A 24,254-nucleotide genomic window follows, 5' to 3' on the forward strand; every position below is an offset into this window, starting at 1 on the left:
TTTATTCTTTTATTTTGTTTGCTTCCAGATTCCGGTAATACTCCTTCACCATATCGATAAAATCCTTCGCGTGTGGTGAAATAATGCTGTTCTTCTTATATAAAAGCAGCAGCGGCACGCTGAACGGTGGATTGTCTACGGTGAAGAATGCAAGCTGCTCCACGTGGGCAGTGTGGCGGATTCCGCCTTCCGGGAGGAAGGTGATGCCGAACCCTCTTGCCGCTAGGTTGACCGAAGTCGTACTGCTGGTGGTGTATAGGGCATCCTTTGGCTCCATATTCATCTTGGCAAAGAGGTTTTTCATGGCGTGTCCCATGACCTGATCCTCCTGCAGCAGGATGAAGCGTTCCCGGCGCAGCTTTTTCATATCGATTGGAAGCGGATGATCCGGAGTGCCTGCTTCCAGACCGCGGATAGCCGGATGGTCCTTGCTGGCTACAAGAAGGAGGCGCTCATTGAAGACGGTGTCATAGACGAAATCATCCAGATTGAGCGGCATATTCATCAGGGCGAAATCGATCTGATCCTCCTGTAACAGCTTAGAAAGCTGGGCAGTGTGGTGTTCACGTAAGGTGATGCGGACATCCGGGTGGCTTTCAGAGTAGCTTGGCAGGATATCCGGCAGCAGGACGGATCCGCGCCACAGCGTCATGCCGACATTCAGAGTACGGCTGCGTCCCGTTTTCAGCTCGCCGAGCTGTTCCTCAAACTGCCCGGTCAGGACTCCGACACTTTCCAGATAACGCATATAGATTTTTCCTGCCTCAGTTAGTTTGAGTGGCATATGGCTGCGATCGAAGAGCTTGACGCCTAATTCTTTTTCGGTTCGTGCGATACACTGGCTTAAATATGGCTGTGACAGATATAATTTTTCAGCCGCTTTGGAAATGCTTCCCTCACGGACGGTGGTAATAAAATACTCCGGGTTTTTAATATACATTTTTCTGCCTCCATTTGGCTTAATTAGCCTTTGCTTTATAGAACTATTTTTAAATGCTTATATTATTGTAAAAAAACAATATTTATATTCTCGTTCCGGGGATGGCATTTCAAGTCGATGCGTGTTATATTATAGCCATCAGGAAAAAACAAGAGTTTTCACTTAGAAGTATCCTAATAATATATAATAATATTACAATAGCGATATGTCAAGTGAAGAACCAACCTGATTCTATACCAATCCCTTTTATGTATAAGTATTGACAGGTATCCGTTACCAGTTTATTTCTTTTTATTTATGTAAACCCTATTGCATCAACCCTCCATGTGCGGTCAGAAGCCAATGACAGCACCACAGCAGTTATCCGAAGATTCCCTCTTGGAGGATAACATGCGTTTCCACGGAATTGCTGCCGATTGGGTAACGGATTTCAAGGCAGAAGTGGAGCAAAGATTTAATAAAAAACCGTTTAGTCAGGAGTTGACCCCTCCTAGCTGGACGGTTTTTTATTGTCTGGATAAGTAGGGTGGAATAGCTTGAGCACATTATATACCCCATTTTTAACTAGGTTTTTTCAAAAACCCGCTCATTCTTGCTTGTATTTTTTTAATTTTCCTATATAATAATAAAGAACGTAGATGAAGCTTTTACCTTTATGCTACAAACTATGTACGCAGCAAATGTTTACAGGCGGGGAGTTCCTGCCGTGAGATTCCGTGTGATACAATCACAATAAAGGCAGGCGTGCATACACTAAGAAGAAAGGCGGATTTATTAGTTATGAAACAGTTGATTTATCTGGACAATGCGGCGACAACCAAAACGCGTCCGGAAGTAGTGGAGGCAATGCTCCCGTATTTTACGGAGTATTACGGCAACCCGTCTTCCGTTTATGAATTTTCGGCAGAGCCGAAGAGAGCGATTGCACAGGCCCGCGAGACGATCGCGAAAGCGCTGGGCGCAAAGTCCAACGAGATTTACTTTACCTACGGCGGCACGGAGTCTGATAACTGGGCGCTGATTTCCACAGCAGAGGCATATCAGGCAAAGGGCAAGCACATTATCACGACCAAGATTGAGCACCATGCGATTCTGCACACCTGTGAGTACCTGGAGCAGAGAGGCTTTGAGGTTACTTATCTGGATGTAGATGAGTTCGGTGTTGTTAAATTAGACGAGCTGGAGAAGGCGATCCGTCCGGACACCATCCTAATCTCTGTTATGTTTGCAAACAATGAGATCGGTACGATTGAGCCGATCAAGGAAATTGGTGAGATTGCGAAGAAACACGGCATTTTATTCCACACCGATGCGGTACAGGCATTTTGTCATGTTCCGATCAATGTAGATGAGTGCCATATCGATATGCTCAGTTCCAGCGCCCACAAGTTAAATGGACCGAAGGGAACCGGCTTCCTTTATATCCGTACCGGATTAAAGACTCGTTCCTTCATCCACGGCGGCGCACAGGAGCGTAAACGCCGCGGCGGTACCGAGAATACGGCTGGTATCGTAGGATTCGGCAAGGCAGTTGAGATTGCGATGGCGACGATGGAAGAGCGCACAGCAAAAGAAAAAGCGATGCGTGACCACCTGATCGAGCGTGTATTAAAAGAAATTCCATTTGCACGCCTCAACGGACATCCGTCCCAGAGACTTTCCAACAATGCAAACTTTGCATTCCAGTTCATCGAGGGTGAGTCCATGCTGATCATGCTTGACATGGAAGGCATCTGTGGTTCCAGCGGTTCTGCATGTACCTCCGGATCCCTGGATCCGTCCCATGTACTTCTGGCGATCGGACTGCCGCATGAGATTGCACACGGTTCCCTGCGTCTGACCCTGTCAGCCGAGACAACCATGGAGCAGATTGATTTCACGGTAGACTGCTTAAAGAAGATTGTAGAACGTCTTCGTTCTATGTCTCCGCTGTATGAGGATTACATTAAGAAACATCCGCAGCAGTAAGATTTAGACATTTTAAGCAAAATGAACATCTACAGATAGGTACTTTTGCAACTGAAAGTGCCGTAGGATAACGTGGTGGCAGCAGAAATTTGCCGTATTTAAAGGCGAAAGCACGGCAAATTCCGTTACTGTACACGTACACAGTGAATGAAGATATAGAGAGGAAACACCCGATGTATTCAGAGAAAGTAATGGATCATTTCCAGCATCCGAGAAATGTAGGCGAGATTGAAAATGCCAGCGGTATGGGTACCGTCGGCAACGCAAAATGCGGTGATATTATGCGTATTTACCTGGATATCGATGACAACCAGATCATCCAGGATGTAAAATTTAAAACATTTGGCTGCGGTGCAGCCGTTGCGACCAGCAGCATGGCGACCGAGATGGTAAAAGGAAAAACCATCCAGGAAGCGATGGAAGTTACCAACAAAGCCGTTATGGAGGCACTGGACGGACTTCCGCCAGTTAAGGTACACTGTTCTCTGCTCGCAGAGGAGGCAATTCACGCTGCTCTCTGGGATTATGCTCAGAAGAATGGCATTGAGATCAAAGGACTCGTAAAACCGAAGACGGATATCGGCGAGGAAGACGTCGAAGAAGAGTATTGATGAAAAAGAAAAAAGTAGTAGTCGGCATGTCAGGAGGAGTTGACTCCTCCGTGGCTGCCTGGCTTTTAAAAGAACAAGGATACGATGTGATCGGCGTTACAATGCAGATCTGGCAGGATGAGACGAATGTAGAGCAGGAAGAGCACGGCGGCTGCTGTGGCCTGAGCGCTGTCGATGATGCCAGACGGGTTGCGGAACGGCTTGAGATCCCGTATTACGTGATGAACTTCAAAAAAGAGTTCAAAGAAAATGTCATGGATTACTTTGTACAGGAATATCTGGACGGACACACGCCGAATCCATGTATTGCCTGTAACCGATATGTAAAATGGGAGTCCCTTTTGCAGAGAAGTCTGGAAATTGGGGCTGATTATATTGCAACGGGACATTATGCGCGCGTGAGAAAGCTGCCGGATGGCCGCTATGCGATCTGCAAGTCTGCGACGGCGGCGAAAGATCAGACCTACGCGCTTTATAACCTGACCCAGCATCAGCTTGCACACACTTTGATGCCGGTCGGCGAATATACGAAAGACAAGATTCGAGAGATGGCGGAGGAGATTGGACTTCCGGTGGCACACAAGCCGGACAGTCAGGAGATCTGTTTCGTGCCGGACAACGATTATGCAAAATTTATCGAGGAAAATAGTAATTGCCGGATTGACGAAGGCAATTTTGTAGATAAGTACGGCAATATTTTAGGTCATCATAAAGGAATTACCCATTATACGGTGGGACAGAGAAAGGGCTTAAATCTGGCACTCGGTCATCCGGTGTTCGTGACGGAGATCCGTCCGGAGACGAACGAGGTTGTGATCGGGGAAAATGAGGACGTCTTTTCTAACCGCCTGACCTGCCGGAACCTCAACTGGATGGCGATTGAGGATCTGGGCGATCAGGAGATGCGCGTTAATGCGAAGATTCGTTACAGTCACAAAGGGGCATCCTGTACGATCCGCAAGATTGGCGAAGATCGGGTGGAATGCGTATTTGATGAGCCGCAGAGAGCGGCGACGCCGGGACAGGCAGTCGTTTTTTATGACGGCGAATATGTCGTAGGCGGCGGTACGATCGAATAATTTAGAAATGAAAGAAGATTTTAATTGGGCAGAAATCTCTGTCGGCATCAAAGTTGTGTTGCGATGCGATTGATTGGAAACAGTGAATGCGCGGATCATGGAGAGGTTAGAATCTTCTGTAAGATTGGAGTTTTTTATAAATGGCAAGAGGAGAAAGCAGAAAAAGAAAGCCAGGCACACCGGATTATCGGAAACGTTTCTGGGCGGCGGTGACCGCGATTGTGGTCGCGGCGGGTTCCATTGGCGTAAGCCATGCGGGATTTACCCTTCCGAATCAGGCACAGAAGCAGGTGCAGATGGCGGCTGCTGAGACAGAACCGGCGGAACAGACAGCGAAGAAACAGGTGCCGAATGCGGCAAAGCGAAGTCTGGAGCTGGAAGATGCACAGGGCATTCAGGAGGCGGATGCAGCAGCGGTTGCGGACCAGAGCGAGCTGGAGAGTGACAAAACGACGGCGAGCGGCTTCCGGAGTGTCGACGAGACAGTGTATGCGACTGAGAACCTGCTCAATGTGCGTTCGGGCTGTGGAACGGAGTATGAGATTGTGACACAGCTGAATCAGGGCGACAGCGTGCAGCGCGTCGGTATCGGAGACGGCTGGAGCGAGGTGCTTTATAAGGACAAGAGCTGTTTTATCCGTTCCGAATACCTGACGACGACCGAACCGGGCAGTGAGGAAGCGACGGTCACAGCGCAGGGGGCAGAAGCGGATGCACAGGGTGCACCGGTGTCCAACGGACGTATCGTAGCGATCGACGCGGGACATCAGGCAAAGGGCAATCCGGACAAAGAACCAGTTGGACCGGGCTCCTCGACCATGAAGGCGAAGGTGGCTTCCGGCACCGAGGGCGTATCGACGAAGCTGCCGGAATATGAGCTGACTTTATCAGTTTCGAAGAAGTTAAAACGGATTCTGGAAGAGAGAGGCTATCAGGTCGTCATGATCCGGGAGTCCAACGATGTCAACTTAAGCAATGCGGAGAGAGCGGAGATCGCCAACAAGAGCGGCGCCTCCATTTTCGTCCGGATTCACGGTAATTCGTTGGATAACACGACGGTCAACGGTACTCTTTCCATGTGCCAGACGGCGTCCAACCCGTACAACGGCGGGCTTCACGCGGCAAGCTATTCTCTTTCCAAGAAGATCACGGACTCTGTCTGCGCGGCAACCGGCTTCAAGAACCGCGGTGTGCAGGAGACAGACAGCATGAGCAGCATCAACTGGTGTAAGATACCGGTTTCCATTGTCGAGATGGGCTTTATGAGCAACCCGGAAGAAGACCAGAAGATGGCACAGGATGATTATCAGGAATTGATTGCCGGGGGAATTGCGAACGGAATTGATGCGTATTATCAGTAAATAGTGAAAAAAAACAGATGACAAAAGTCAAACTATCATGTATAATAGTATAGGTGTTTCGAAGAGAAACACCTAATATCTGGAGACGTAGCGAAGCGGCCGTAACGCGGCGCACTCGAAATGCGTTTGTCGGTTCATCCCGGCACGAGGGTTCGAATCCCTCCGTCTCCGCGTCCTGGGGATCCTTGTAAATACAGGGATCCCTTATTTTATTTCATAGGAAATTGCGTCCTATGAAACAAAAAATGCTCCGCGAGGATGCGCACTTGCGCGAAGCAGAAACATGTCGCAAGCGAAAAAGAGCTGCCACGTTTTGAGTGACAGCCCTTGATTGGCAAATTTATGGATTTTTACCGTACCTTCGTATCTTCCGCATAAAACTTCGCATAAGCATCCTGCAAAGTCTTCAGCGTCTTCGGATCTTTTCCTCCGATTGGTTTTCCATCGAGTTCAACGGCCTGGATGCAGAGCCCGCCGGAGCTGCTGACGATGATTTCGTCGGCGTCTGCCAGTTCCTGCATGGTAAATGGTGCCTCGCTGGTCGGGATGCCGTTTTTCTCAGCTAACATCAGCAGATGTTTTAACGTGATGCCCGGAAGAATCAGATTATCTCTCGGTGGGGTGCAGAGAACGCCGTCCTTGATGATTAAGATATTGCTGTGGGCGCATTCGGTGACGCGTTCGCCGCGGTGGAAGACCGTTTCCTGGCAGCCCTGTTCGATGCAGCGCTGGTAAGCGATGACACTTGGAATCAGGTTCAGCGTCTTGATGTTGCAGTGCAGGAAACGGGTGTCCTCCATCGAGATCAGGCGGAAAGTCTTATCAAATGGAATCAGGTCGCACGGAACAGTAAAAATCATCAGATTTGGTTTTACGGAAGCAGGTGGAAACTGATGTCCACGATAGGTAGTTCCGCGGGAACACTGCCAGTACAGCATACCGTGGTCAATCTCATTGGCATCGATGCATTTCTGCAGCTCGGCACGCAGTTCTTCGCGCGACATTTCAAACGGGATTTCCAGCAGCTTGCAGCTGTTGTAGAAACGGTCGAGGTGGTCGTCTGCGGCAAAAATGTTGTTGTTTGCAAAGGTGGTGGCATCGTAGCAGCCATCTCCAAAATAAACGGCGCGGTCCAACATCGGGATTTTCATTTCCTCGAGGGGGCCGATTTCTCCATTGTAATATCCGACATATTTCATTGCATATACTTCCTTTCTATGTTGATTCGAAAATACCTCGTCAAGTGTTTACATTATACCACATCCGTCTATAAGATGAAATCTCCCACAGGCGGATGTGTTCTTATCATTACATATTTATTTGTCTTTATGTTTAATAATCTTATATCCGCCTACCAGCAGCGTCGGCAGCAGGTAGAAGAGGATAAATCCGTAAGACAGGTACGAATAGCCCTGCTCGATCAAGGTGACAACGCCGACGCGGGATAATACGAGTGCAGCGATCAGCGTGATGACCGTAATCAGACCGCGGTTTGTATCGGACAGCTTGGCAGCGCCCTTTTCCTCCATGGCAACGTCGAAACGGTCGATGATCATGTGGATGCAGCCAGTTGCCGTCTCAACCAGCGTCCAGCCCATAACGAGACTGAACAGTGCCATCAGTGCCGGTCCGCCGTTGACTGCCTTGATCATTTCCATCCACGGGGTTGTGACATCCGCGCCGACGATGGAGGTGTCACCGTAGAAGCACATCATCGCAAAGTAAGACAAAAACCACGGAATAACCATCAGAAGACCGGCGATCAGACCGGAAATAAAGGTTTCTTTCCGTTTGGTCTGGCGTGTCAGGGAGAACATGCCCATCGGGATGGAATTGATGTTGTAGGCAACATACAGGATACCGGTGTAAATGCACAGCGGAACAGTGACAGAGCCGTCGTAGGTGCTGGTGTCCATCGTGCTGAATACATGGGAAATGTTGCTGCCCTTGTTGACGAGTACCAGAATTGTAAACAGAATATAGCCGCCATACAGTAAAATAGTACCGATCGATTCAAATTTCTCGATCACCTTGGAACCCTTAAAGTTCAGGAGTCCGCAGATCAGAACGATCACAACGGAGCCGAGAATATTCGGAAGTCCGACCTGCTCGAAAATACTTCCAGTTGCGGCTGCCATAACGGCAATCAGCAGAATCGCGATGAGGACAGTTAAAATATCCATCATCGGCCAGAGCGGTCCAATGACCTGCTTGATATAGTTTTTATAATCGTAAACCTTGTAGATCCGGCAGATCTCAAAGGTCAGGAAGGCAAACAGGGCAAAACCGATGCCGATCGTCAGTCCGGAGATCCAGCCCATCGCTCCGAATTTTGCACCGTAAGAATAAATCTCACGTCCGGTTGCATAGCCGCCGCCAATCAGAACCGATTGCAGCAGGACGCCCGGCAGAATGTACTTGGCGTATGTGCTTCGTAGAAATTTTTGAATTGTTTCATACCTTTCACTCACTTTCTTTTGTTGACTATTAAAAATTATAAAGGATGAATGAAAAACTTGCCAATAGAAAGAACAGATATTATAATAAGGGAAACTTATAACAAAACAGGAAAAGCCAGATCGAAAGCCCGTAAATTGGACGGCGTGATTCATTTTTCTGCTCGATCGAAAAGACGCGATTACATATAGGATATAGAAATGGGGAAATGAGATGAATTTAAAACAAATGGAATATTTTGTGGCGGCGGCGGAGCAGCTGAATTTTACGCGGGCGGCGAAAAAATGTTTTATTTCGCAGACAGCGATGACGCTGCAGATTCGGTCGTTGGAGGAGAAGATCGGGGTGCCGCTTTTTGTGCGGGACAAGCACCATGTCGAGCTGACGGCGGCGGGAAAGGTATATCTGAACGAGGCGCGGGCGATTCTGGTCCGCGCCGAGGAGGCGGCGAAGCTCGCGCGGACGGCAGCGGAAGGCGTAGCTGGGGAGCTGACGATCGGATTTATCCGGGGATATGAGCAGAGCCGTTTTTCGGAGACGCTCAGAAGTTTTCATGAGGCGTACCCGAATATTTCGATTCATCTGCTGCGGGAAAATATGAGTGCGCTCTATGAGCTGTTAGATAATGGAACCTGCGATCTTGCGTTTAATCTGTCTTTGTACACGCAGAATTACGAGGATTTAAAGCATCGATTCCTCAAACGGTTTCCGATGATGGCGGTTCTTTATCCGGGACACACGCTGGCGGGAGAGAGCCATCTGATGTACCGTGATCTGGCGCGGGAAGACTTTATCATCATGCAGCCGCAGGGACGTTCCAACGATGAGGCGGAAGAAGTATTGATTTGTTACAATAAGGGCGGTTTTATACCGAATATCGTGGCGCGTGAACGGGAGGTACAGACGGTGCTTCTGGAGGTGTCAGCGGGATTTGGCGTGGCGATTCTCCCGGAATATGCCGTCCGCCATTATCGGAATGCGCGGAATCTGGTGGTGGTTCCGCTTCTCCGCGCGGACGGCAGCCCGGAAGAACTTGATTTTGAGATCGCATGGCGTCAGAGCAACCCGAATCCGGCGATTGAAAAGCTGCTGCAGTGGGTGGAGACGCATGAGTACGTGGAGTAAGTAATTGGTTTTAAGATAATTAGTAAAAATAAAAACGGGCATATCGCAGAGTCTTTGTTTGAAGTGATTCAAGAATCTTGCGGTATGCCTGTTTTTGGATGGATGATAAGATTTTTAGTTAAATGGGAAAATAACCGTCAGCATCCACTTAAATGCCTCTGGCGCAAACACCGCGTGCGGCTTTTTCGCCGGCATGACGAGCACTTCACCGGCATGAACGAGATGCTCAACGCCGTCAACGGTAAAACGTCCGGTGCCTTCCAGAACCGTTACCATCGCATCGCCGGTGGAATCGTGGGTGGAGATCTCCTCGCCCTTTGCGAATGCGAACAGGGTAACGCTGACCGCCTCATTCTGCGCCAGTGTCTTGCTGACGATCTGACCGTCCTCGGCATTTACCAGGTTGGTTAAAGTCTGAACTTTTTCATGGGTGATGTTTTTGATATATGGGTATTCCATGGTGTTCCTCCTCCATAATAAAAGATTTATAGTTGTTTATAATGTGCAGATTCTCAGAAAAAGGGTTAATCTAAGATCCTTCCATCAATCGAAATCGTCGTCACCTGCCACGGAATGAATTTTCCGCTTTCCTGCAGGGCTTTTTTCACGGCGTGCTCGATACCGCCGCAGCACGGAACCTCCATGCGGACAACGGTCACGCTCTTGATGTCGTTGCTGCGGATGATTTCGGTCAGCTTTTCGGAGTAGTCGATGCTGTCAAGCTTTGGACATCCGATCAAAGTTATTTTACCATGGATAAAGTCCTGATGGAAGCGGCTGTATGCGTAAGCGGTACAGTCGGCAGCGACCAAAAGTTTGGCACCGTCGAAATACGGGGCGCGGATCGGGGCTAATTTGATCTGAACTGGCCAGTTGGACAGAGCGCTTATTGGGGTGTTTTCTGAATGGTCACAAGCAGCGGATTCAGAAAAATTGTCATGTGTGATAGCGGAAGCAGCAATGCCAGGACCGCCTGTGGATGTGGCTGCTGAGGATGCATGGGAAGCAGCTGTGTCAGGACGTTTCAGGAAACGGCTCATGGATCCAGGACATCCGCCAAATGCCGGTGTCGCCGGTTTTGCTTCGGAACGTGCGGATGTGTTTGCCGCTGCGTTTGCCTCTAATACCTGCTTTGCTTTGCGTGCTGCCATGTGGACCTGGACTGCCGCCTCATCGTAAGCCGCCGCCTCGCGCTCGACAAAGGAGATCGCGCCAGTCGGACAGGCTGGCAGACAGTCGCCCAGGCCGTCACAGTAATCATCTTTTAAAAGGGTTGCTTTACCGTCCACCATGCCGATCGCGCCCTCATGACAGGCGGAAGCGCAGAGACCGCAGCCGTTGCATTTTTTCTGATCAATTTCTACAATTCTTCGTACCATATAAATTCCTCGTCTTTCTTATTCATGTGCATCTGACCGATCTTCATACATGAAAGGATGAGATATGTCAGAACATCTATTTTGATTTTTTGTTTTCTTAAGTACATGATAAGTATAATCGTCCGGCATAGAAAAGTCCGTTGTTTTTACAACATTTTTGAAAAGTTATAATAGCTGGCGAGAGCTGTTATCCTCCCTTTACTTTCCCATATCCATGTACTATAATTAATACTTATATAGCCTGATGATGCAAAGCTGGATTGATAAGATTCAGCGAGGGCAGTTCGATGTGATTTGGTGGAACTGGTTGAATAAGTCATTTGACAGAGTGATCGGGCGGATGGGAATTATTAGAGTTTTAAAGAGGATTCATAGAGATAAAAATAGAAATAGAAAAGGAAAGAAAATCGGAGATTTCTTTCAAGAAAGGACAACACAAGATGAAATTTGCAAATAGAATGGACCGGTTTGGCGAGGGCGTGTTCTCCATGCTGGCGCAGATGAAGAAGAAAAAATTAGAAGAGGGGGAGATGATCGTTGATCTGAGCATCGGCGCACCGAATATTGCCCCCGCACCGCATATTTTAAAGGCGCTCAGCGAAGCCTGTCTGGTACCGGAAAATTACCTGTATGCAATTCAGGATCAGCAGGCACTTCTGGAGGCAGTGTCCGACTGGTATGCGCGCCGCTATGGAGTGGAGCTGAACCCGGAGACAGAGATTTGCTCTTTGCTCGGTTCCCAGGAGGGACTGGCGCACATCGCACTTTCGATCGTGGACGAGGGCGATGTGGTTTTGGTACCGGATCCGTGTTATCCGGTGTTTGCGGATGGTCCGTCTTTGGCGGGGGCAGAGCTTTACTATATGCCGCAGCGCGAAGAAAATCACTACATCATTGATTTGAAGGAAATTCCGGAGGAAGTCGCTCAGAAAGCGAAATTTATGATTGTTTCCTACCCGAACAATCCGACGGCGGTGCTGGCTCCAGACAGTTTCTATGAGGAATTGATTGCATTTGCAAAGAAATATGATATTATCGTTCTTCACGACAACGCCTACAGTGAGCTTGTGTTTGACGGAAGAACCTGCGGAAGTTTCCTGCGTTTTCCGGGCGCACGCGAGGTCGGCGTGGAGTTTAATTCGCTGTCAAAAACGTACGGATTGGCGGGCGCGCGCGTCGGCTTCTGTGTGGGAAATGAGGAAGTGGTCAGTCATCTGAAAACATTGAAATCCAACATGGATTATGGTATGTTCTTGCCGATTCAGAAAGCGGCGATCGCGGCGATCAGCGGTGACCAGAGCTGTGTGGCTTCGACGAGGGCGGCATATGAGAGACGGCGCGACTGTCTGTGCGACGGACTTGCATCCATCGGTTGGAAGATGGAAAAACCGGAAGGCACGATGTTTGTGTGGGCGCCGATCCCGGCAGGATTTACGGATTCGCTGGAATTTGTACAGACTTTGTTTGAAAAGGCTGGGGTTCTGGTAACACCGGGCAACGCATTTGGACCGTCGGGCGAAGGTCATGTGCGGATGGCACTGGTGCAGGACGAGGATGCGATTGCGCTGGCGGTGCGCCGGATTGCAGAGAGCGGCATTTTACAATCCAATCAGTAAAGATATAAATCAATAGAAGATAGAATGGATACAGGAATTTATAGATGAATGTGGAAAAAAATATCCGGGGAAGACAGAGAGTCCTGGTGACGGTCTGGATCTGGCATATTGTTTTAATTTTATATATTTTGTTTATTTACTCCAATTCCATGCGTCCGGCAGTACAGTCATCGGCGGAGAGCGGACGGATCCTCCGGTTTTTGCAGAAGCTGGCAGCAGAGTCCGGAGTGGCTGTACCATGGCTGACCGAACATATTGTGCGCAAATGTGCTCATTTTATTGAATATACAGGGCTGGGAATGCTGCTTAGACAGAGTGATGCCTGTGTGCGCAGGAACCGGACTGTCTCAGAAAAAATGCGGATGGAGGATTTGGTTGATCGGGGAGATGGGACTGGGAGAATGTGTGCGCTGACACCGGACGGACATGTATGGCTGGAACTCCATCGTATCGCTATTTTTGCGGTCCCGTTTCTGGATGAGACGATTCAGCTGTTTACCGAAGGACGTTCCGGGCAGCTCAGCGATGTATGGCTGGATATGGCGGGAGCACTGACTGGAACGGTGCTGTATCTGGCAGCGAGGCGGATATATTTGCGAATAAAGAAAGAATGAAGATAGATAACACATGGAGAAAAAATATGCCAGATCGAAATATAAAAATTACCCTGCAATATGACGGAAGCCGTTATGACGGCTGGCAGAAGCAGGGAAACACGGACAAGACGATACAGGGAAAATTAGAGCAGATTCTGGAGAAAATGGCGGGGCAGACGGTAGAGGTGCACGGTTCCGGACGGACAGATGCAGGCGTCCACGCATGGGGACAGGTGGCGAATTTCCATCTTCCGGCGTCCTGTGCCGGGATGAGCGCGGAGGAGTTGAAAGCGTACCTGAACCGCTATCTCCCGGATGATATCGCTGTTTTATCGGCACAGGAGGCGGGAACGCGTTTTCACAGCCGTTTAAATGCTGTTTCCAAGACGTACTGCTACCGGATTGAGACGGCAGCGAAGAAAAATGTATTTGAGCGCCGATATGTGTACGGTCTGGGGGAACCGCTGGACATAGCGTCTATGAGACGGGCGGCTGCGTATCTGACGGGTGAGCACGATTTTAAAGCATTCTGTTCGTTGAAACGGATGAAAAAATCGACGGTGCGGAATCTCACTGCTATTGAGCTGACCATGCAGGAAAGTGTGTGCGAACTGCATTTTCGTGGCAATGGCTTCCTATATAATATGGTAAGAATCCTGACCGGTACACTGATCGAGGTAGGACTTCATAAGCGGACACCGGAATCAGTGGCGGAGGCGCTTTTTTCCTGTGACCGAGCGCTGGCAGGTTTTACGGCGCCGCCGGAGGGGCTTTTTCTGGAACGGGTCGAGTATGAATAAAGCTGCATTGATTTTTGCCAGCTGCCGTGAGGAGCTGGACAGAAATCAGAAAAAATTCATAACAAATGCAATAAGAACTGGTTTCTTTGCATTAAGTTATATAGAAAGGAAATTTCGTCCATGTTTTTGACGGGGCTTTTAACGACCATGGAAGAGCCGGTCGCCTATGATAAGATGAGCGATGAAAAGCTGCTTCTGCGAGTGGCAGAGGGAGATAAGGCGGCATTTCAGCAGCTTTATCAGAATACGGATAAAACTATATACGGTTTTATTCTATCGATTTTGCGGAATCCGCAGGACTCTGAGGAGGTCATGCAGGAGCTTTATTTAAAGGTCTGGACTTCGGCTGGAAGCTATCAGTCGCAGGGCAAACCGCTGGCGTGGATGTTTACGATCGCTAGAAATCTTTGCTATATGCGCTTCCGTGACCAGAAGCATGAAGCGGATATCGGGCTTTCGGATCTTTCTGAGATGGAGACAGGGGAATTCTGTCCCCAGATAGAGGATGCTGCGGATAAGATGGTATTACACGCAGCACTCAAAATATTAAATGAAGAAGAACGGCAGATTGTACTTCTGCGGACATCAGCGGGGTAAAACATCGTGAGATCGCGGCAGATTTGGAGATGCCGCTGGCAACGGTGCTTTCCAAGTACAACCGTGCTATGAAAAAACTGAAAAAACACCTGAGAGAGGAGGGAGTACATTGACCGATCACTCTGAAACAGCGTGGGAACAGGATGAGATTGAGTCACATCTGCGATCGGCGATGGACGCCCTGACTCCCAACGTATTCGATAAAATCGATCTCTCGACGCCACAGGAGATCTATGTAAAACCATCCCGCCGTGTACGGATGTACCGCCGGATGCGGACCGTGGCGATGGCAGCAGCCGCCTGCCTGTGTGTGGCTGTGTTAGGAGGCGGTGTTTCATTTTACCAGAATCACCGTGTCGATTCGGTGATTGGCATCGATGTCAATCCGAGTATTGAGCTTTCCGTCAACCGGAACGAGAAAGTATTGCAGGCGAATCCGCTTAATGAGGATGCGGAGACGATCCTGGATGATATGAATTTGAAAAATGTAGACCTTGATATTGCGGTCAACGCATTGATCGGTTCGATGGTCCGGAACGGTTATCTGGATGAACTGGACAATGCGATTCTGGTTACCGTGTCCAATGAGAATGAGAAAAAGGCATCATCTTTGCGTCAGGATGTCGTAGGGGATGTAGAGTCTTCCCTGCAGGAACACGCGGTACAGGCGGTTGTCTATGACCAGCGGATGAAGGTAACCGGGGAGATTCAGGATCTGGCGGAGAAATACAATATTTCTTATGGAAAAGCGTATTTTCTGCGAGAGCTGATTCGGGATAACGACCTGACCGAAAATGATATGAAAAAATTTGCCGGTATGACGATGGAAGAGATTGCGCGGGAGATCGCGGATCGTGCTTATACGGTAGGTTATTCGAAGACGGACAGCACCATTGAGACGGATGCGGCTCTGGTTCGTGAGGTGACATTGCCGCAGACCGAGGAAGAAACCTTAGCGGAGACGACCGTGGAAAGCACCGGTCAGCCGGAAAATGAACCGACGCCGGCAGAACAGCCATCGACTGCAGTACGCCCGGTGGAGACAACCGCCGCAGCAGATGAGGACGAGGAAGAAGTCGATTCGGGAGGCAAGAAAGCGAAGATTGACTATGTAGATTACGAGAGCGGTTCGCTGAACATCGTTTTTAAGGAAAAGGTTAAATGGAAAAATCCGACCGTGTCGGTGGTAGATCCGGACGGTCAGAGCTATTCGGCGAGAATCACGGACACAGGCGGAACCTCCTGTGAGATTCACGTCAAAGGGCTTCCAGCCAATACGGAGTGCACGTTTACGCTCGGCGGAGTGGCAGTGCGGGACGGCGGCTCCTTTGGTACGGTAAAAGCTATTTCGAGACGCCGGATATTGCGGATGATCTGATTGATGAGGGTGACGACGATGCGGATGATGAGACAGTGGAGACAAAGCCGTCCGAGACATCCCGCGCGCCGGAGACACTGACAGAAGTAGTAAAAGAGAGCACGCACTCGGAGACAGAGTACAGTCAGATGGAGACAAAGCCGACGGAAAAAGAAACGAAGACAGATGCGGAGTCAGCTAATTAAAGCGGAGTGTATGAGGATATATGATTCCTGCTGCCTGAACCATGATATGTCTGGAGTTACCAGAAGTTGGATTCGGGCAGCAGGAATTTTAAGAATCATTAGAATTATTTGCAGGAAGCCTCGTGACGGAAAAATATCCGGGGCATTACGAGACTGTAAAATGTTTCGAACTGGTAAATAATTATAATTGTTCAAAAAAACATAAGTGTTTGAAAAAAATACTTGACGAAACAAAAATTTATGATATAATAATAAATGTGGCTGAGACAGCTATGAAATAAAAGATTGGGCTATCGCCAAATGGTAAGGCAACGGACTCTGACTCCGTCATTTTCAAGGTTCGAATCCTTGTAGCCCAGCTATTTTGAGACAGTGAGGATGATTCATCCTTGCTGTTTTTCTTTTATCTTTTCTATTTTTTTTTCTGATTGGTAGATTCTTAAAGATTCCAACGATTGACAAATTCCCTAAAGTACAATAGACTTATCTGGAAACATAATTGAGAAAAAGTTTCAATAGTATTTTTCTCTCTATGCTTTGCTTCAAAATCAGGCGGATGTAGAAGTCTGATGACATACAATGAGTTTGACTAATGAAGAGAGATGGAGGCAGAGAATGACATTAAAGGATTTACCAATAGGAAAAACTGCAACCGTTCGGACAGTTGGCGGAGAAGGTGCACTGCGGCATCATTTTCTGGATATGGGATTGATTCCGACTGCATCGGTTACGATGGTAAAATATGCGCCGATGGGCGATCCGGTTGAGGTGCGGATTCATAGCTATGAACTGACGTTGCGCCTGGCGGATGCAGAGAAGATAGAGATTGAGAATGTACGCGAGGCAGGAACCGAAGCAGCGGACAAAAAGGAACATGGGATTCCGATGGCGCGCGCGATCGATCACCCTGGACTCGGAGAAGGTGGAAAATACCATACAAAGGCGGAGGAACACCCATTGCCGGATGGCACCGTTCTGACGTTTGCCCTGGCAGGTAATCAGAACTGTGGCAAAACGACGCTTTTTAACCAGCTGACCGGATCCAATCAGCATGTGGGGAATTTCCCGGGTGTGACGGTGGACCGGAAGGATGGCACGATCCGCGGACATGAAAATACGAAAGTGACCGACCTGCCAGGAATCTATTCCTTATCGCCATATTCGAATGAGGAGCTGGTGACGCGTCAGTTTATTTTGCAGGAGCACCCGAAGGGAATCATCAATATCGTGGATGCGACAAACATTGAGCGCAACCTGTATCTGACCATGCAGCTTCTGGAACTGGATATTCCGATGGTTCTGGCGCTTAATATGATGGACGAGGTGCGCCAGAACGGCGGTTCTGTCCGTGTCAACGAACTGGAGGAAGAACTGGGGATTCCGGTTATCCCGATCTCAGCGGCAAAGAATGAAGGAATCGGAGAGCTGATCGATCATGCGCTTCATGTAACGCATTTTCAGGAGAAACCGGGACGGCAGGATTTCTGTGATGCGGATTATCACGGTGGCGCGGTGCACCGCTGCCTGCATGGTATTATGCATCTGATCGAAGATCACGCGCAGAATGCGGGTATTCCGGTGCGCTTTGCTGCATCGAAGCTGGCAGAAGGCGATGAGGAGATTGAGGCGCGTCTGAATCTGGACACGAATGAAAAAGAGACGCTGGAACATATTATCTGCCAGATGGAGAAGGAACGCGGGCTGGATCGGGCAGCTGCGATTGCGGATATGCGGTTTGGTTTTATCGAAAAAGTCTGCAGGCAGACAGTCGTCAAACCGAGGGAAAGCCGGGAACACCAGCGAAGTGTGAAGATTGACCGTCTTCTTACTGGAACCTACACGGCGATTCCGGCATTTATTGCAATCATGGGTCTGGTATTCTGGCTGACATTTAATGTGATTGGCGCGGTCCTTTCAGATGGTCTGGAACTGGTGATTGGATGGCTGACAGAGCGGGCAGACGCAGCGCTGACAGCGGCAGGTATCAATCCGGTGCTCCATTCCCTGCTGATCGATGGTGTGTGCAATGGTGTCGGAAGTGTTTTGAGCTTTCTGCCGATCATTGTGACGCTGTTTTTCTTCCTGTCGCTTTTAGAGGACAGCGGTTATATGGCACGTGTGGCGTTTGTGATGGATAAACTGCTTCGAAAGATCGGTCTTTCCGGACGGAGCATCGTGCCGATGCTGATTGGCTTTGGCTGCACGGTACCAGGAGTCATGGCAAGCCGGACGCTTTCTTCGGAGCGGGATCGAAAAATGACGATCCTGTTGACTCCGTTTATGAGCTGTTCCGCCAAGATTTCGATTTATGCGTTTTTTACCGCTGTCTTTTTCCCGCATCATGGGGCGATTGTTATGATTGCACTTTATCTGTTGGGAATCCTGATGGGAATTTTGATGGCAATGCTTCTTAAAACAACTTTATTTAAGGGTGAAGCCGTTCCGTTCGTCATGGAGCTTCCGAACTACCGGATGCCGGGGGCGCGCAATGTCGCCCAGCTTCTCTGGGAAAAGGCAAGGGATTTCCTGCAGAAAGCATTCACAGTTATTTTTGTGGCGACGATTTTAATCTGGTTCCTTCAGACATTTGATCTGCACCTGAATGTTGTGTCCAATTCCCAGCAGAGTCTTCTGGCGGTTATTTCTGGTGTGATTGCACCACTGTTTGCGCCGATGGGATTAGGCGACTGGCGTGTCTGCACGGCACTTCTGACCGGATTTATGGCAAAAGAGAGTGTTGTATCAACGCTGTCGGTTCTGTTCGGGACGACTCAGAGCCTGCGTGACATTCTGACCCCTCTTTCAGCGGTCAGTCTGCTGGTTTTCTGCCTGCTCTATACGCCGTGCGTGGCAGCGATTTCATCGGTCAGACGCGAACTGGGCGGAAAATGGGCTTGCTTTGTCGTGGTGGCGCAGTGCGTGATTGCGTGGATTGTAGCGTATGCGGTCTATCTTTTGCTAGGGATGGTAATGTAGGTTTTGACTGAAAGTGAACCAAGGAAAAATTTCAAGCAACAAAAGGAGCTGCTGTTTTATTCTTTTTATGGGTTTACAGTAGACAACATTTTAGAAAAATGTTTATAATAGTAGGAAGTGAAAAAATAGACAGGAAAGTAACCGGATGGACAGTCATTCGAAAAAATGGATCTGTTTTTATCGAATAGAACCAGGAGGCGGGGACGGAGTTAATGCAGACGATCAATGAAGACATCAAAAATGGCACATTTAAGCCGGTTTATCTGCTATACGGCGAAGAGGCGTTTTTGAAGCAGAGTTATAAAAAGAAGCTGCGGGCGGCGATCTCGGGCGATGATACGATGAACTACAATTATTTCGAGGGAAAAGGGCTGGATGTGAACGAGCTGATCAGTCTGGCGGACACGATGCCATTTTTCAGCGAGCGGCGTCTGATTCTGATCGAGGACAGCGGATTTTTCAAGACTTCTTCGGAGGCGCTGGCGGAGTATCTGCCGATGATGCCGGACACGACCTGCATCGTATTTGTGGAGGAGGCGGTCGATAAGAGAAACAAACTCTACAAAAAGGTCAAGGATCTGGGTCACATTGCGGAGATGAAGCGGCAGGACAGCGCGCAGCTCGCCAGATGGGCGGCGACGATCCTGGCGCAGAATGGGCGGAAGATCACGCCGTCCACGATGAATCTCTTTTTGGAGCGCGTCGGCGATGATATGGAAAACATCCGGATGGAGCTGGAAAAACTCATTTCCTACACGATGGGCAGTGAGGTAGTGACGGCAGAGGATGTGAAAGTCATCACGACCGTGCAGATCACGAACAAGATCTTCGACATGGTAGCGGCGATCACGGCGGGAAAGACGAAGCGGGCGATGGATCTGTACGAAGACCTGCTGACACTCAGGGAGCCGCCGATGCGGATCCTGTTCCTGATTGCCAGACAGTTTAACCAGCTTTTGCTGGTGCGAGAATTGCAGGCGTCCGGCGCAGACCGGGGGACGGTTGCCTCGAAATTGAAAGTACCTCCGTTCGTAGCCGGAAAGCTCAGCAGCCAGGCGGCGGCATTTACGAAAGAACAGCTCATTTCCTATGTGCAGACCTGCGTGGATGCCGAGGAGGCAGTCAAGACCGGGCGGATGGGCGACCGGCTGGCGGTGGAGCTGCTGATCAGTCAGCCCAGAAGTTCCGTGCGCTGATTCTAAAGGGCAGTGCCAGCATCAGAATCAGCGGTTCTTCGGCCGGACCCGGCTGGAAAAGAAGCAACAAAAAACCATTATTCTGTCACACCCACAGAATAATGGTTTTTTAATTTGGGTTAATTTTTAATATATAATTCGAAAGATCCGCTCTGGATAATTAAGCCAGAGTATTTACAGCCTTGGAAAGACGGGATACTTTGCGGGAAGCTGTATTCTTGTGGTATACGCCCTTGGAAGTAGCCTTGTCGATCTCGCTGGTAGCAGCTAATAATGCAGCCTGTGCAGCAGCCTTATCTTTTGCAGCAACAGCAGCTTCTACTTTCTTAACAGCAGTTTTACTTTGGATCTGATAGCCTTGTTTCTTGCAGCTCTTGTCTCTGCAACTAAGATTCTTTTTTTTGCGGATTTAATGTTAGCCAATGTAGTGTACCTCCATCATAAATTCTTTTATTTTGATTCGTAATTCATTTTGTATTTGGTTTGCATTAAAGCCTGGACACGGACAGTTCAATGTAAACATACTATTACATTCTATCGAATAAAGGCAGTATTGTCAATATCTATTTGCCTGTTTTTAGGGAAAAATTCGGAAAAAATGAAAGGGGAGCTGAAAAAGCAGCTCTTGTCAAGTTGCATAAGCGGAATAAAAAATAAAAAAATTGATCGTTCAATATGATGAAATTGTGAAAAAATAAAAAAAAGTGCTTACACGAATGGAAAAAAGACGTTATAATAGCGAACCGTAACCCAAATCGAATATAGTTTGAAAAAACGCAGTGAGATTGCATACAGCAGTAGAGATCGAAACGAGTTTCCGATTTCTGCTGCCTTTTATTTTGTGAAATTTATCACGGACAGCATCTTGTGCGTGGGTGTGTCGGACTGATTTGCCGTTGCATCTGGATAGAAGCAATTATTTTATAGGAGGAGAATGAAAATGCCAAGAAATAAGAGAGAAAGTTTTATCTATTCCGTTATCATGTGTTTCACGATGGTACTCTGGATGAGTATGTACAATGTAACCCTTCATATGGGACATTTATCCTTGGAAACGATCCGCGAAGGATGGATCGGATTCCCGTTTGCATTCGTGTATGCGTTTCTGTTTGACTGGTTCATCGTGTCCGGTCCGGCGAAGGGAATTGCGTTCCGTTACTTTGTATCACCGGAGAGCAGCACACTTCGTAAAGTAATCACGATCTCCTGCTGCATGGTCGTTCCGATGGTATTTGTTATGTCCTTATATGGCGGTCTGGAAGCCTGCGTGAAATCCGGCGCATGGAGCCAGTTGCTCATCATCTGGCTGACCAATATTCCGAAGAACATCATCATGGCGCTTCCGTTCCAGCTCATTGTAGCAGGTCCGCTGGTGCGCCGCGTGTTCCGTACCGCATTCCCGGAGGGAACCGTGCTGCAGGAACCGGTTATGTAGGGAGATAGCAGAAAAAACTGGATATCCCCTTTTTGTGTCATTACGGATTCAGCAATACCGAAGCATAAAATACGCCGTCCCGCCATTCAAACCGTGCATCGCCGTGGTACTGTTCGGCGATCATGCGGATCGATTCGGTTCCGATGCCGCTTCCAGCAGGTTTGGTCGATACCAGTTTTTCATTCATCCAGGTAGGGCTGAATGCGCTGGTGTTGTCCGTGGTGATGGACAGGGTGGAGGTACCCGTCTGCACCGCGGAGAGACGGATGAAAGGCGGCGTGTTTTCAGAGCTGGAACACCCGGTCTGACAGGAGAAAAAGTTGTAGCCGAAGAGCGCCTGACAGATGCAGAAAGCGGCGGCACGCACGACCAACAGATAATCGATGATAAATAAATATAGAAATAAAATCATTCCGCTCTCGGCGTCTACCATCAGCTTAAATAAAACGCCAAAGCAAGGGAGCGCGAGGTATTGCACCCATACACTGGACAAATCATCTACAATCGCGATTTTCAAAACAAAATCCCTCTTTTCTTCTGATTGTCTGGAAAAAGGCTGCTTACGCATGTTTCGAACCTTTTGATCCTAATATCATAAAGATGTTGGGGTCAAAAGGCATTTTGCCCCCTCTGATACCAGATTGCTCCGCACTATATGCTCCCGCAATCTTCAAAAACATTCGTAATTCGCTCATTTTTCTTGGAAAAATGGCTACTTACTCATGTTTTTGGCGGGTCCCAAGGTCAAAAATTCTCCTGCAAGCAAGCTTGCGTCGAACTTCTGACCTTTTGACCCTGGTATCATCATAAAAGTATCATAACATAAAAAGAAGCAAAAAAGGCATAGTTTTTACATCTTATGAAACAGACTTGATACCCTCTGCCGATCATGCGAAAATGTGTGATCGGCAGAGCTCTTTTTTGATGTCTGACAATCCCTTACAAATTTATGAAAAACCTATGAAAAATCCCCCCGCCCCCTCGCCAAGAGAAAAAAGTTATGTTATAATTTATGGAAGAATGCGTTTTTGGCGCAGCGGTTTCAGAAACGGGACGTATTGGACCGGAAGCGCGGCATATATAAAAAAAGGAACCATGTATGCTCAACGAAGACAAGATAAAATTAATGACCGAACTGGCACTGTTTGAGAAGAAGCATGCTTCCCAGATGAAAACAGTCAATCAGTATTTTAAAAGCGACTATATCAGCCGCAATCTGCTCCGGGGATTTATAAGCTATACATTGTGCAGCATACTTCTCTTTGGAATGTGGATATTATTTAATGTAGAAGTAGTTCTGAGTTCGATAGGAATGGATGAACTGAAGGGACTGGCTTTTCGAGGAGGAGCTTTATACCTCGGGGGGCTTTTTCTGTATGTCGTGCTGACGATCATCGTGTATGGCGGGCGGTATGAGTACGAGGAAAGGATGAACCGGATCTACATAGCGAAACTGAAACATCTGGATAAGCGCTACGATATACACCGCGCGCCAGAAAAATGGAGAGAGAGAGGAGAGGCAGATGAGAGGACTCCTTGCAGGGAAAGAAGCACTCAAGGCTTTCTATGCGAGATACAGTGCATTTGTGAATGCATTCCTGCGTTTTATAACTGCCTTTGCGGCGGTGTTTCTGATTAACCAGAACATCGGACTGATGCCGAAACTGAGCGGCGGTCTGGTGCCGCTGTTTGCGGGAATTATATGTGCATTTCTCCCATTTGGAGCCATTGCGTTTCTGATTGGGATTTTTTTGCTGGCACAGCTCTTTGCAGCATCGATGGAAGTGGCGCTCATCACCTTGGTGTTCCTTCTGATCGTGGTGCTGCTGTATTACGGATTTCAGCCGGGTGACAGCGCGTACCTGATTGTAACGCCGATCTTGTTTTTTCTGAAGGTGCCGTTTGCAGTCCCGATGATTCTCGGACTGACTGGAAGCCTCGTATCGGTGATTCCGATGAGCTGCGGGATTTTTCTGTACTACGTGATTCTGTATGTGAAGCAGAACGGAAGCTTCCTGGCGGGCAGTGAGCAGACTGAGATCACGCAGATGCTGGCGCAGGTCATCAAAAACCTGCTGGCAAACCCGGCGATGCTTGTCATGATTGCGGCATGCTGCCTGGGGGCGCTGACGGTCTGTGTGCTCAAGAAACTGTCGATCAACTACTCCTGGGGGATCGCGATCGGAGCTGGCCTTATTTTACAGATTCTGGTTGTGTTTATCGGCGATTTCCGCTTTGGCGTTCCGGTGTCCGTGCCGGAGCTGGTTGTGGGAATGATTGGTGCGGTCATTGCATCGCTGATCTATCAGCTGTTTGTTTTTTCGGTCGATTATAGCCGGACCGAGTACACGCAGTTTGAGGATGACGATTATTATTACTATGTGAAAGCGGTTCCAAAGATTGCGATCTCGAGGACGGATGTAAAGGTACAGGAAATCAATAAAGTAAAGAGAAGATAGACTATTTTATAAAAGAAACTTGTTGTTAAAAGAAATGCGTGACGGGTCATATGTACGTGACTGGTAACAGAAACGCAGCCCGAAAGGGAGGGAAAA

At 48.5% G+C, this 24,254-nt stretch carries 22 protein-coding genes, 2 tRNA genes and 1 pseudogene; 18 read left to right on the forward strand and 7 right to left on the reverse strand.

The features are described 5' to 3' along the window. Position 1 precedes the first annotated feature (1 nt). On the reverse strand, positions 2 to 940 hold the full coding sequence (locus DWX76_RS08015) for a LysR family transcriptional regulator (protein WP_118471832.1): 939 nt from the start codon (positions 938 to 940) through the stop codon (positions 2 to 4). Positions 941 to 1,720: 780 nt separating this feature from the next. On the opposite strand from DWX76_RS08015, the gene nifS reads away from it, so the two are divergent. The 5 genes from nifS to DWX76_RS08040 all read left to right on the forward strand — a co-directional run bounded on the left by nifS (position 1,721) and on the right by DWX76_RS08040 (position 6,130). Further along, complete coding sequence (nifS, locus tag DWX76_RS08020) at positions 1,721 to 2,908, forward strand: cysteine desulfurase NifS (protein WP_022358754.1); 1,188 nt, start codon at positions 1,721 to 1,723, stop codon at positions 2,906 to 2,908. Between the two features lie 173 nt (positions 2,909 to 3,081). Next, complete coding sequence (gene nifU, locus DWX76_RS08025) at positions 3,082 to 3,519, forward strand: Fe-S cluster assembly scaffold protein NifU (RefSeq protein ID WP_022358753.1); 438 nt, start codon at positions 3,082 to 3,084, stop codon at positions 3,517 to 3,519. Next, positions 3,519 to 4,598, forward strand: coding sequence for a tRNA 2-thiouridine(34) synthase MnmA (gene mnmA, locus DWX76_RS08030; protein ID WP_118570464.1), 1,080 nt, complete (start codon positions 3,519 to 3,521; stop codon positions 4,596 to 4,598). Before nifU ends, mnmA begins: the two co-directional genes overlap by 1 nt. Before the next feature lie 140 nt (positions 4,599 to 4,738). Beyond that, entirely contained in the window at positions 4,739 to 5,959 is a 1,221-nt protein-coding gene (locus tag DWX76_RS08035) for an N-acetylmuramoyl-L-alanine amidase (protein ID WP_118570465.1), read from the forward strand. A gap of 81 nt (positions 5,960 to 6,040) precedes the next feature. Continuing rightward, positions 6,041 to 6,130 (forward strand) — tRNA-Ser (locus DWX76_RS08040). Between the two features lie 179 nt (positions 6,131 to 6,309). Here the strand turns inward: DWX76_RS08040 and DWX76_RS08045 are convergent. Continuing rightward, entirely contained in the window at positions 6,310 to 7,158 is an 849-nt protein-coding gene (locus DWX76_RS08045) for an aminotransferase class IV (RefSeq protein ID WP_118570466.1), read from the reverse strand. Positions 7,159 to 7,275: 117 nt separating this feature from the next. After that, positions 7,276 to 8,430: a hypothetical protein gene (locus tag DWX76_RS08050; RefSeq protein WP_243022495.1), complete on the reverse strand. Its 1,155-nt coding sequence runs from the start codon at positions 8,428 to 8,430 to the stop codon at positions 7,276 to 7,278. Between the two features lie 199 nt (positions 8,431 to 8,629). On the opposite strand from DWX76_RS08050, the gene DWX76_RS08055 reads away from it, so the two are divergent. Continuing rightward, entirely contained in the window at positions 8,630 to 9,541 is a 912-nt protein-coding gene (locus DWX76_RS08055; protein WP_118522614.1) for a LysR family transcriptional regulator, read from the forward strand. A gap of 114 nt (positions 9,542 to 9,655) precedes the next feature. Here DWX76_RS08055 and DWX76_RS08060 read toward each other — a convergent pair whose 3' ends face one another. Together DWX76_RS08060 and DWX76_RS08065 are read right to left on the reverse strand one after the other, a co-directional pair. After that, the gene (locus DWX76_RS08060) at positions 9,656 to 10,000 is read right to left on the reverse strand and encodes a cupin domain-containing protein (RefSeq protein ID WP_118570467.1); all 345 of its coding nucleotides are present in this window, start codon (positions 9,998 to 10,000) and stop codon (positions 9,656 to 9,658) included. A gap of 65 nt (positions 10,001 to 10,065) precedes the next feature. Further along, positions 10,066 to 10,920, reverse strand: a complete 855-nt coding sequence (locus DWX76_RS08065) for an ATP-binding protein (protein WP_118570468.1) — start codon at positions 10,918 to 10,920, stop codon at positions 10,066 to 10,068. A gap of 440 nt (positions 10,921 to 11,360) precedes the next feature. Here DWX76_RS08065 and DWX76_RS08070 point away from each other — a divergent pair, with 440 nt between their 5' ends. The 9 genes from DWX76_RS08070 (at position 11,361) to holA (ending at position 20,264) form a co-directional block, all read left to right on the forward strand. Then, positions 11,361 to 12,536 carry an aminotransferase class I/II-fold pyridoxal phosphate-dependent enzyme gene (locus tag DWX76_RS08070; RefSeq protein ID WP_118570469.1) on the forward strand — a complete coding sequence of 392 codons (1,176 nt, stop codon included), beginning with the start codon at positions 11,361 to 11,363 and terminating at the stop codon, positions 12,534 to 12,536. 44 nt (positions 12,537 to 12,580) lie between these two features. Further along, positions 12,581 to 13,150, forward strand: coding sequence for a VanZ family protein (locus DWX76_RS08075; protein WP_118570470.1), 570 nt, complete (start codon positions 12,581 to 12,583; stop codon positions 13,148 to 13,150). Positions 13,151 to 13,176: 26 nt separating this feature from the next. After that, positions 13,177 to 13,932, forward strand: a complete 756-nt coding sequence (gene truA, locus DWX76_RS08080; RefSeq protein WP_107001259.1) for a tRNA pseudouridine(38-40) synthase TruA — start codon at positions 13,177 to 13,179, stop codon at positions 13,930 to 13,932. A 120-nt stretch (positions 13,933 to 14,052) separates the two neighbouring features. Then, positions 14,053 to 14,529: a sigma-70 family RNA polymerase sigma factor gene (locus DWX76_RS08085; protein WP_412694020.1), complete on the forward strand. Its 477-nt coding sequence runs from the start codon at positions 14,053 to 14,055 to the stop codon at positions 14,527 to 14,529. Between the two features lie 109 nt (positions 14,530 to 14,638). Continuing rightward, complete coding sequence (locus tag DWX76_RS08090; RefSeq protein WP_118522612.1) at positions 14,639 to 15,907, forward strand: hypothetical protein; 1,269 nt, start codon at positions 14,639 to 14,641, stop codon at positions 15,905 to 15,907. A gap of 35 nt (positions 15,908 to 15,942) precedes the next feature. Then, a complete protein-coding gene (locus DWX76_RS14385) occupies positions 15,943 to 16,092 on the forward strand; it encodes a hypothetical protein (RefSeq protein ID WP_243022496.1) in 150 nt (49 codons plus the stop codon). A 286-nt stretch (positions 16,093 to 16,378) separates the two neighbouring features. Next, positions 16,379 to 16,451 (forward strand) — tRNA-Gln (locus DWX76_RS08095). 256 nt (positions 16,452 to 16,707) lie between these two features. Then, positions 16,708 to 19,068 (forward strand): ferrous iron transport protein B, encoded by a 2,361-nt coding sequence (gene feoB / locus DWX76_RS08100; protein WP_117795987.1) that lies wholly within the window; start codon positions 16,708 to 16,710, stop codon positions 19,066 to 19,068. Positions 19,069 to 19,280: 212 nt separating this feature from the next. Further along, positions 19,281 to 20,264 (forward strand): DNA polymerase III subunit delta, encoded by a 984-nt coding sequence (gene holA / locus DWX76_RS08105; RefSeq protein ID WP_107001255.1) that lies wholly within the window; start codon positions 19,281 to 19,283, stop codon positions 20,262 to 20,264. Between the two features lie 160 nt (positions 20,265 to 20,424). Here the strand turns inward: holA and rpsT are convergent. Then, positions 20,425 to 20,687 (reverse strand): annotated as a pseudogene (gene rpsT, locus DWX76_RS08110) (30S ribosomal protein S20). Positions 20,688 to 21,204: 517 nt separating this feature from the next. Between rpsT and DWX76_RS08115 the strand changes: the two are divergent. Continuing rightward, complete coding sequence (locus DWX76_RS08115; RefSeq protein WP_117795985.1) at positions 21,205 to 21,699, forward strand: DUF2798 domain-containing protein; 495 nt, start codon at positions 21,205 to 21,207, stop codon at positions 21,697 to 21,699. A 40-nt stretch (positions 21,700 to 21,739) separates the two neighbouring features. Here DWX76_RS08115 and DWX76_RS08120 read toward each other — a convergent pair whose 3' ends face one another. Next, positions 21,740 to 22,216 (reverse strand): GHKL domain-containing protein, encoded by a 477-nt coding sequence (locus DWX76_RS08120; protein ID WP_182429758.1) that lies wholly within the window; start codon positions 22,214 to 22,216, stop codon positions 21,740 to 21,742. 582 nt (positions 22,217 to 22,798) lie between these two features. On the opposite strand from DWX76_RS08120, the gene DWX76_RS08125 reads away from it, so the two are divergent. Together DWX76_RS08125 and DWX76_RS08130 are read left to right on the forward strand one after the other, a co-directional pair. Further along, positions 22,799 to 23,338: a hypothetical protein gene (locus DWX76_RS08125; RefSeq protein WP_182429759.1), complete on the forward strand. Its 540-nt coding sequence runs from the start codon at positions 22,799 to 22,801 to the stop codon at positions 23,336 to 23,338. Continuing rightward, positions 23,223 to 24,158, forward strand: coding sequence for a hypothetical protein (locus DWX76_RS08130; RefSeq protein WP_022359167.1), 936 nt, complete (start codon positions 23,223 to 23,225; stop codon positions 24,156 to 24,158). The genes DWX76_RS08125 and DWX76_RS08130 overlap by 116 nt, the downstream gene beginning before the upstream one ends. Positions 24,159 to 24,254 lie beyond the last annotated feature (96 nt).

The sequence above is a fragment of the Clostridium sp. AF21-20LB genome, from assembly GCF_003478795.1.
GTDB lineage: Bacteria > Bacillota > Clostridia > Lachnospirales > Lachnospiraceae > Otoolea > Otoolea fessa.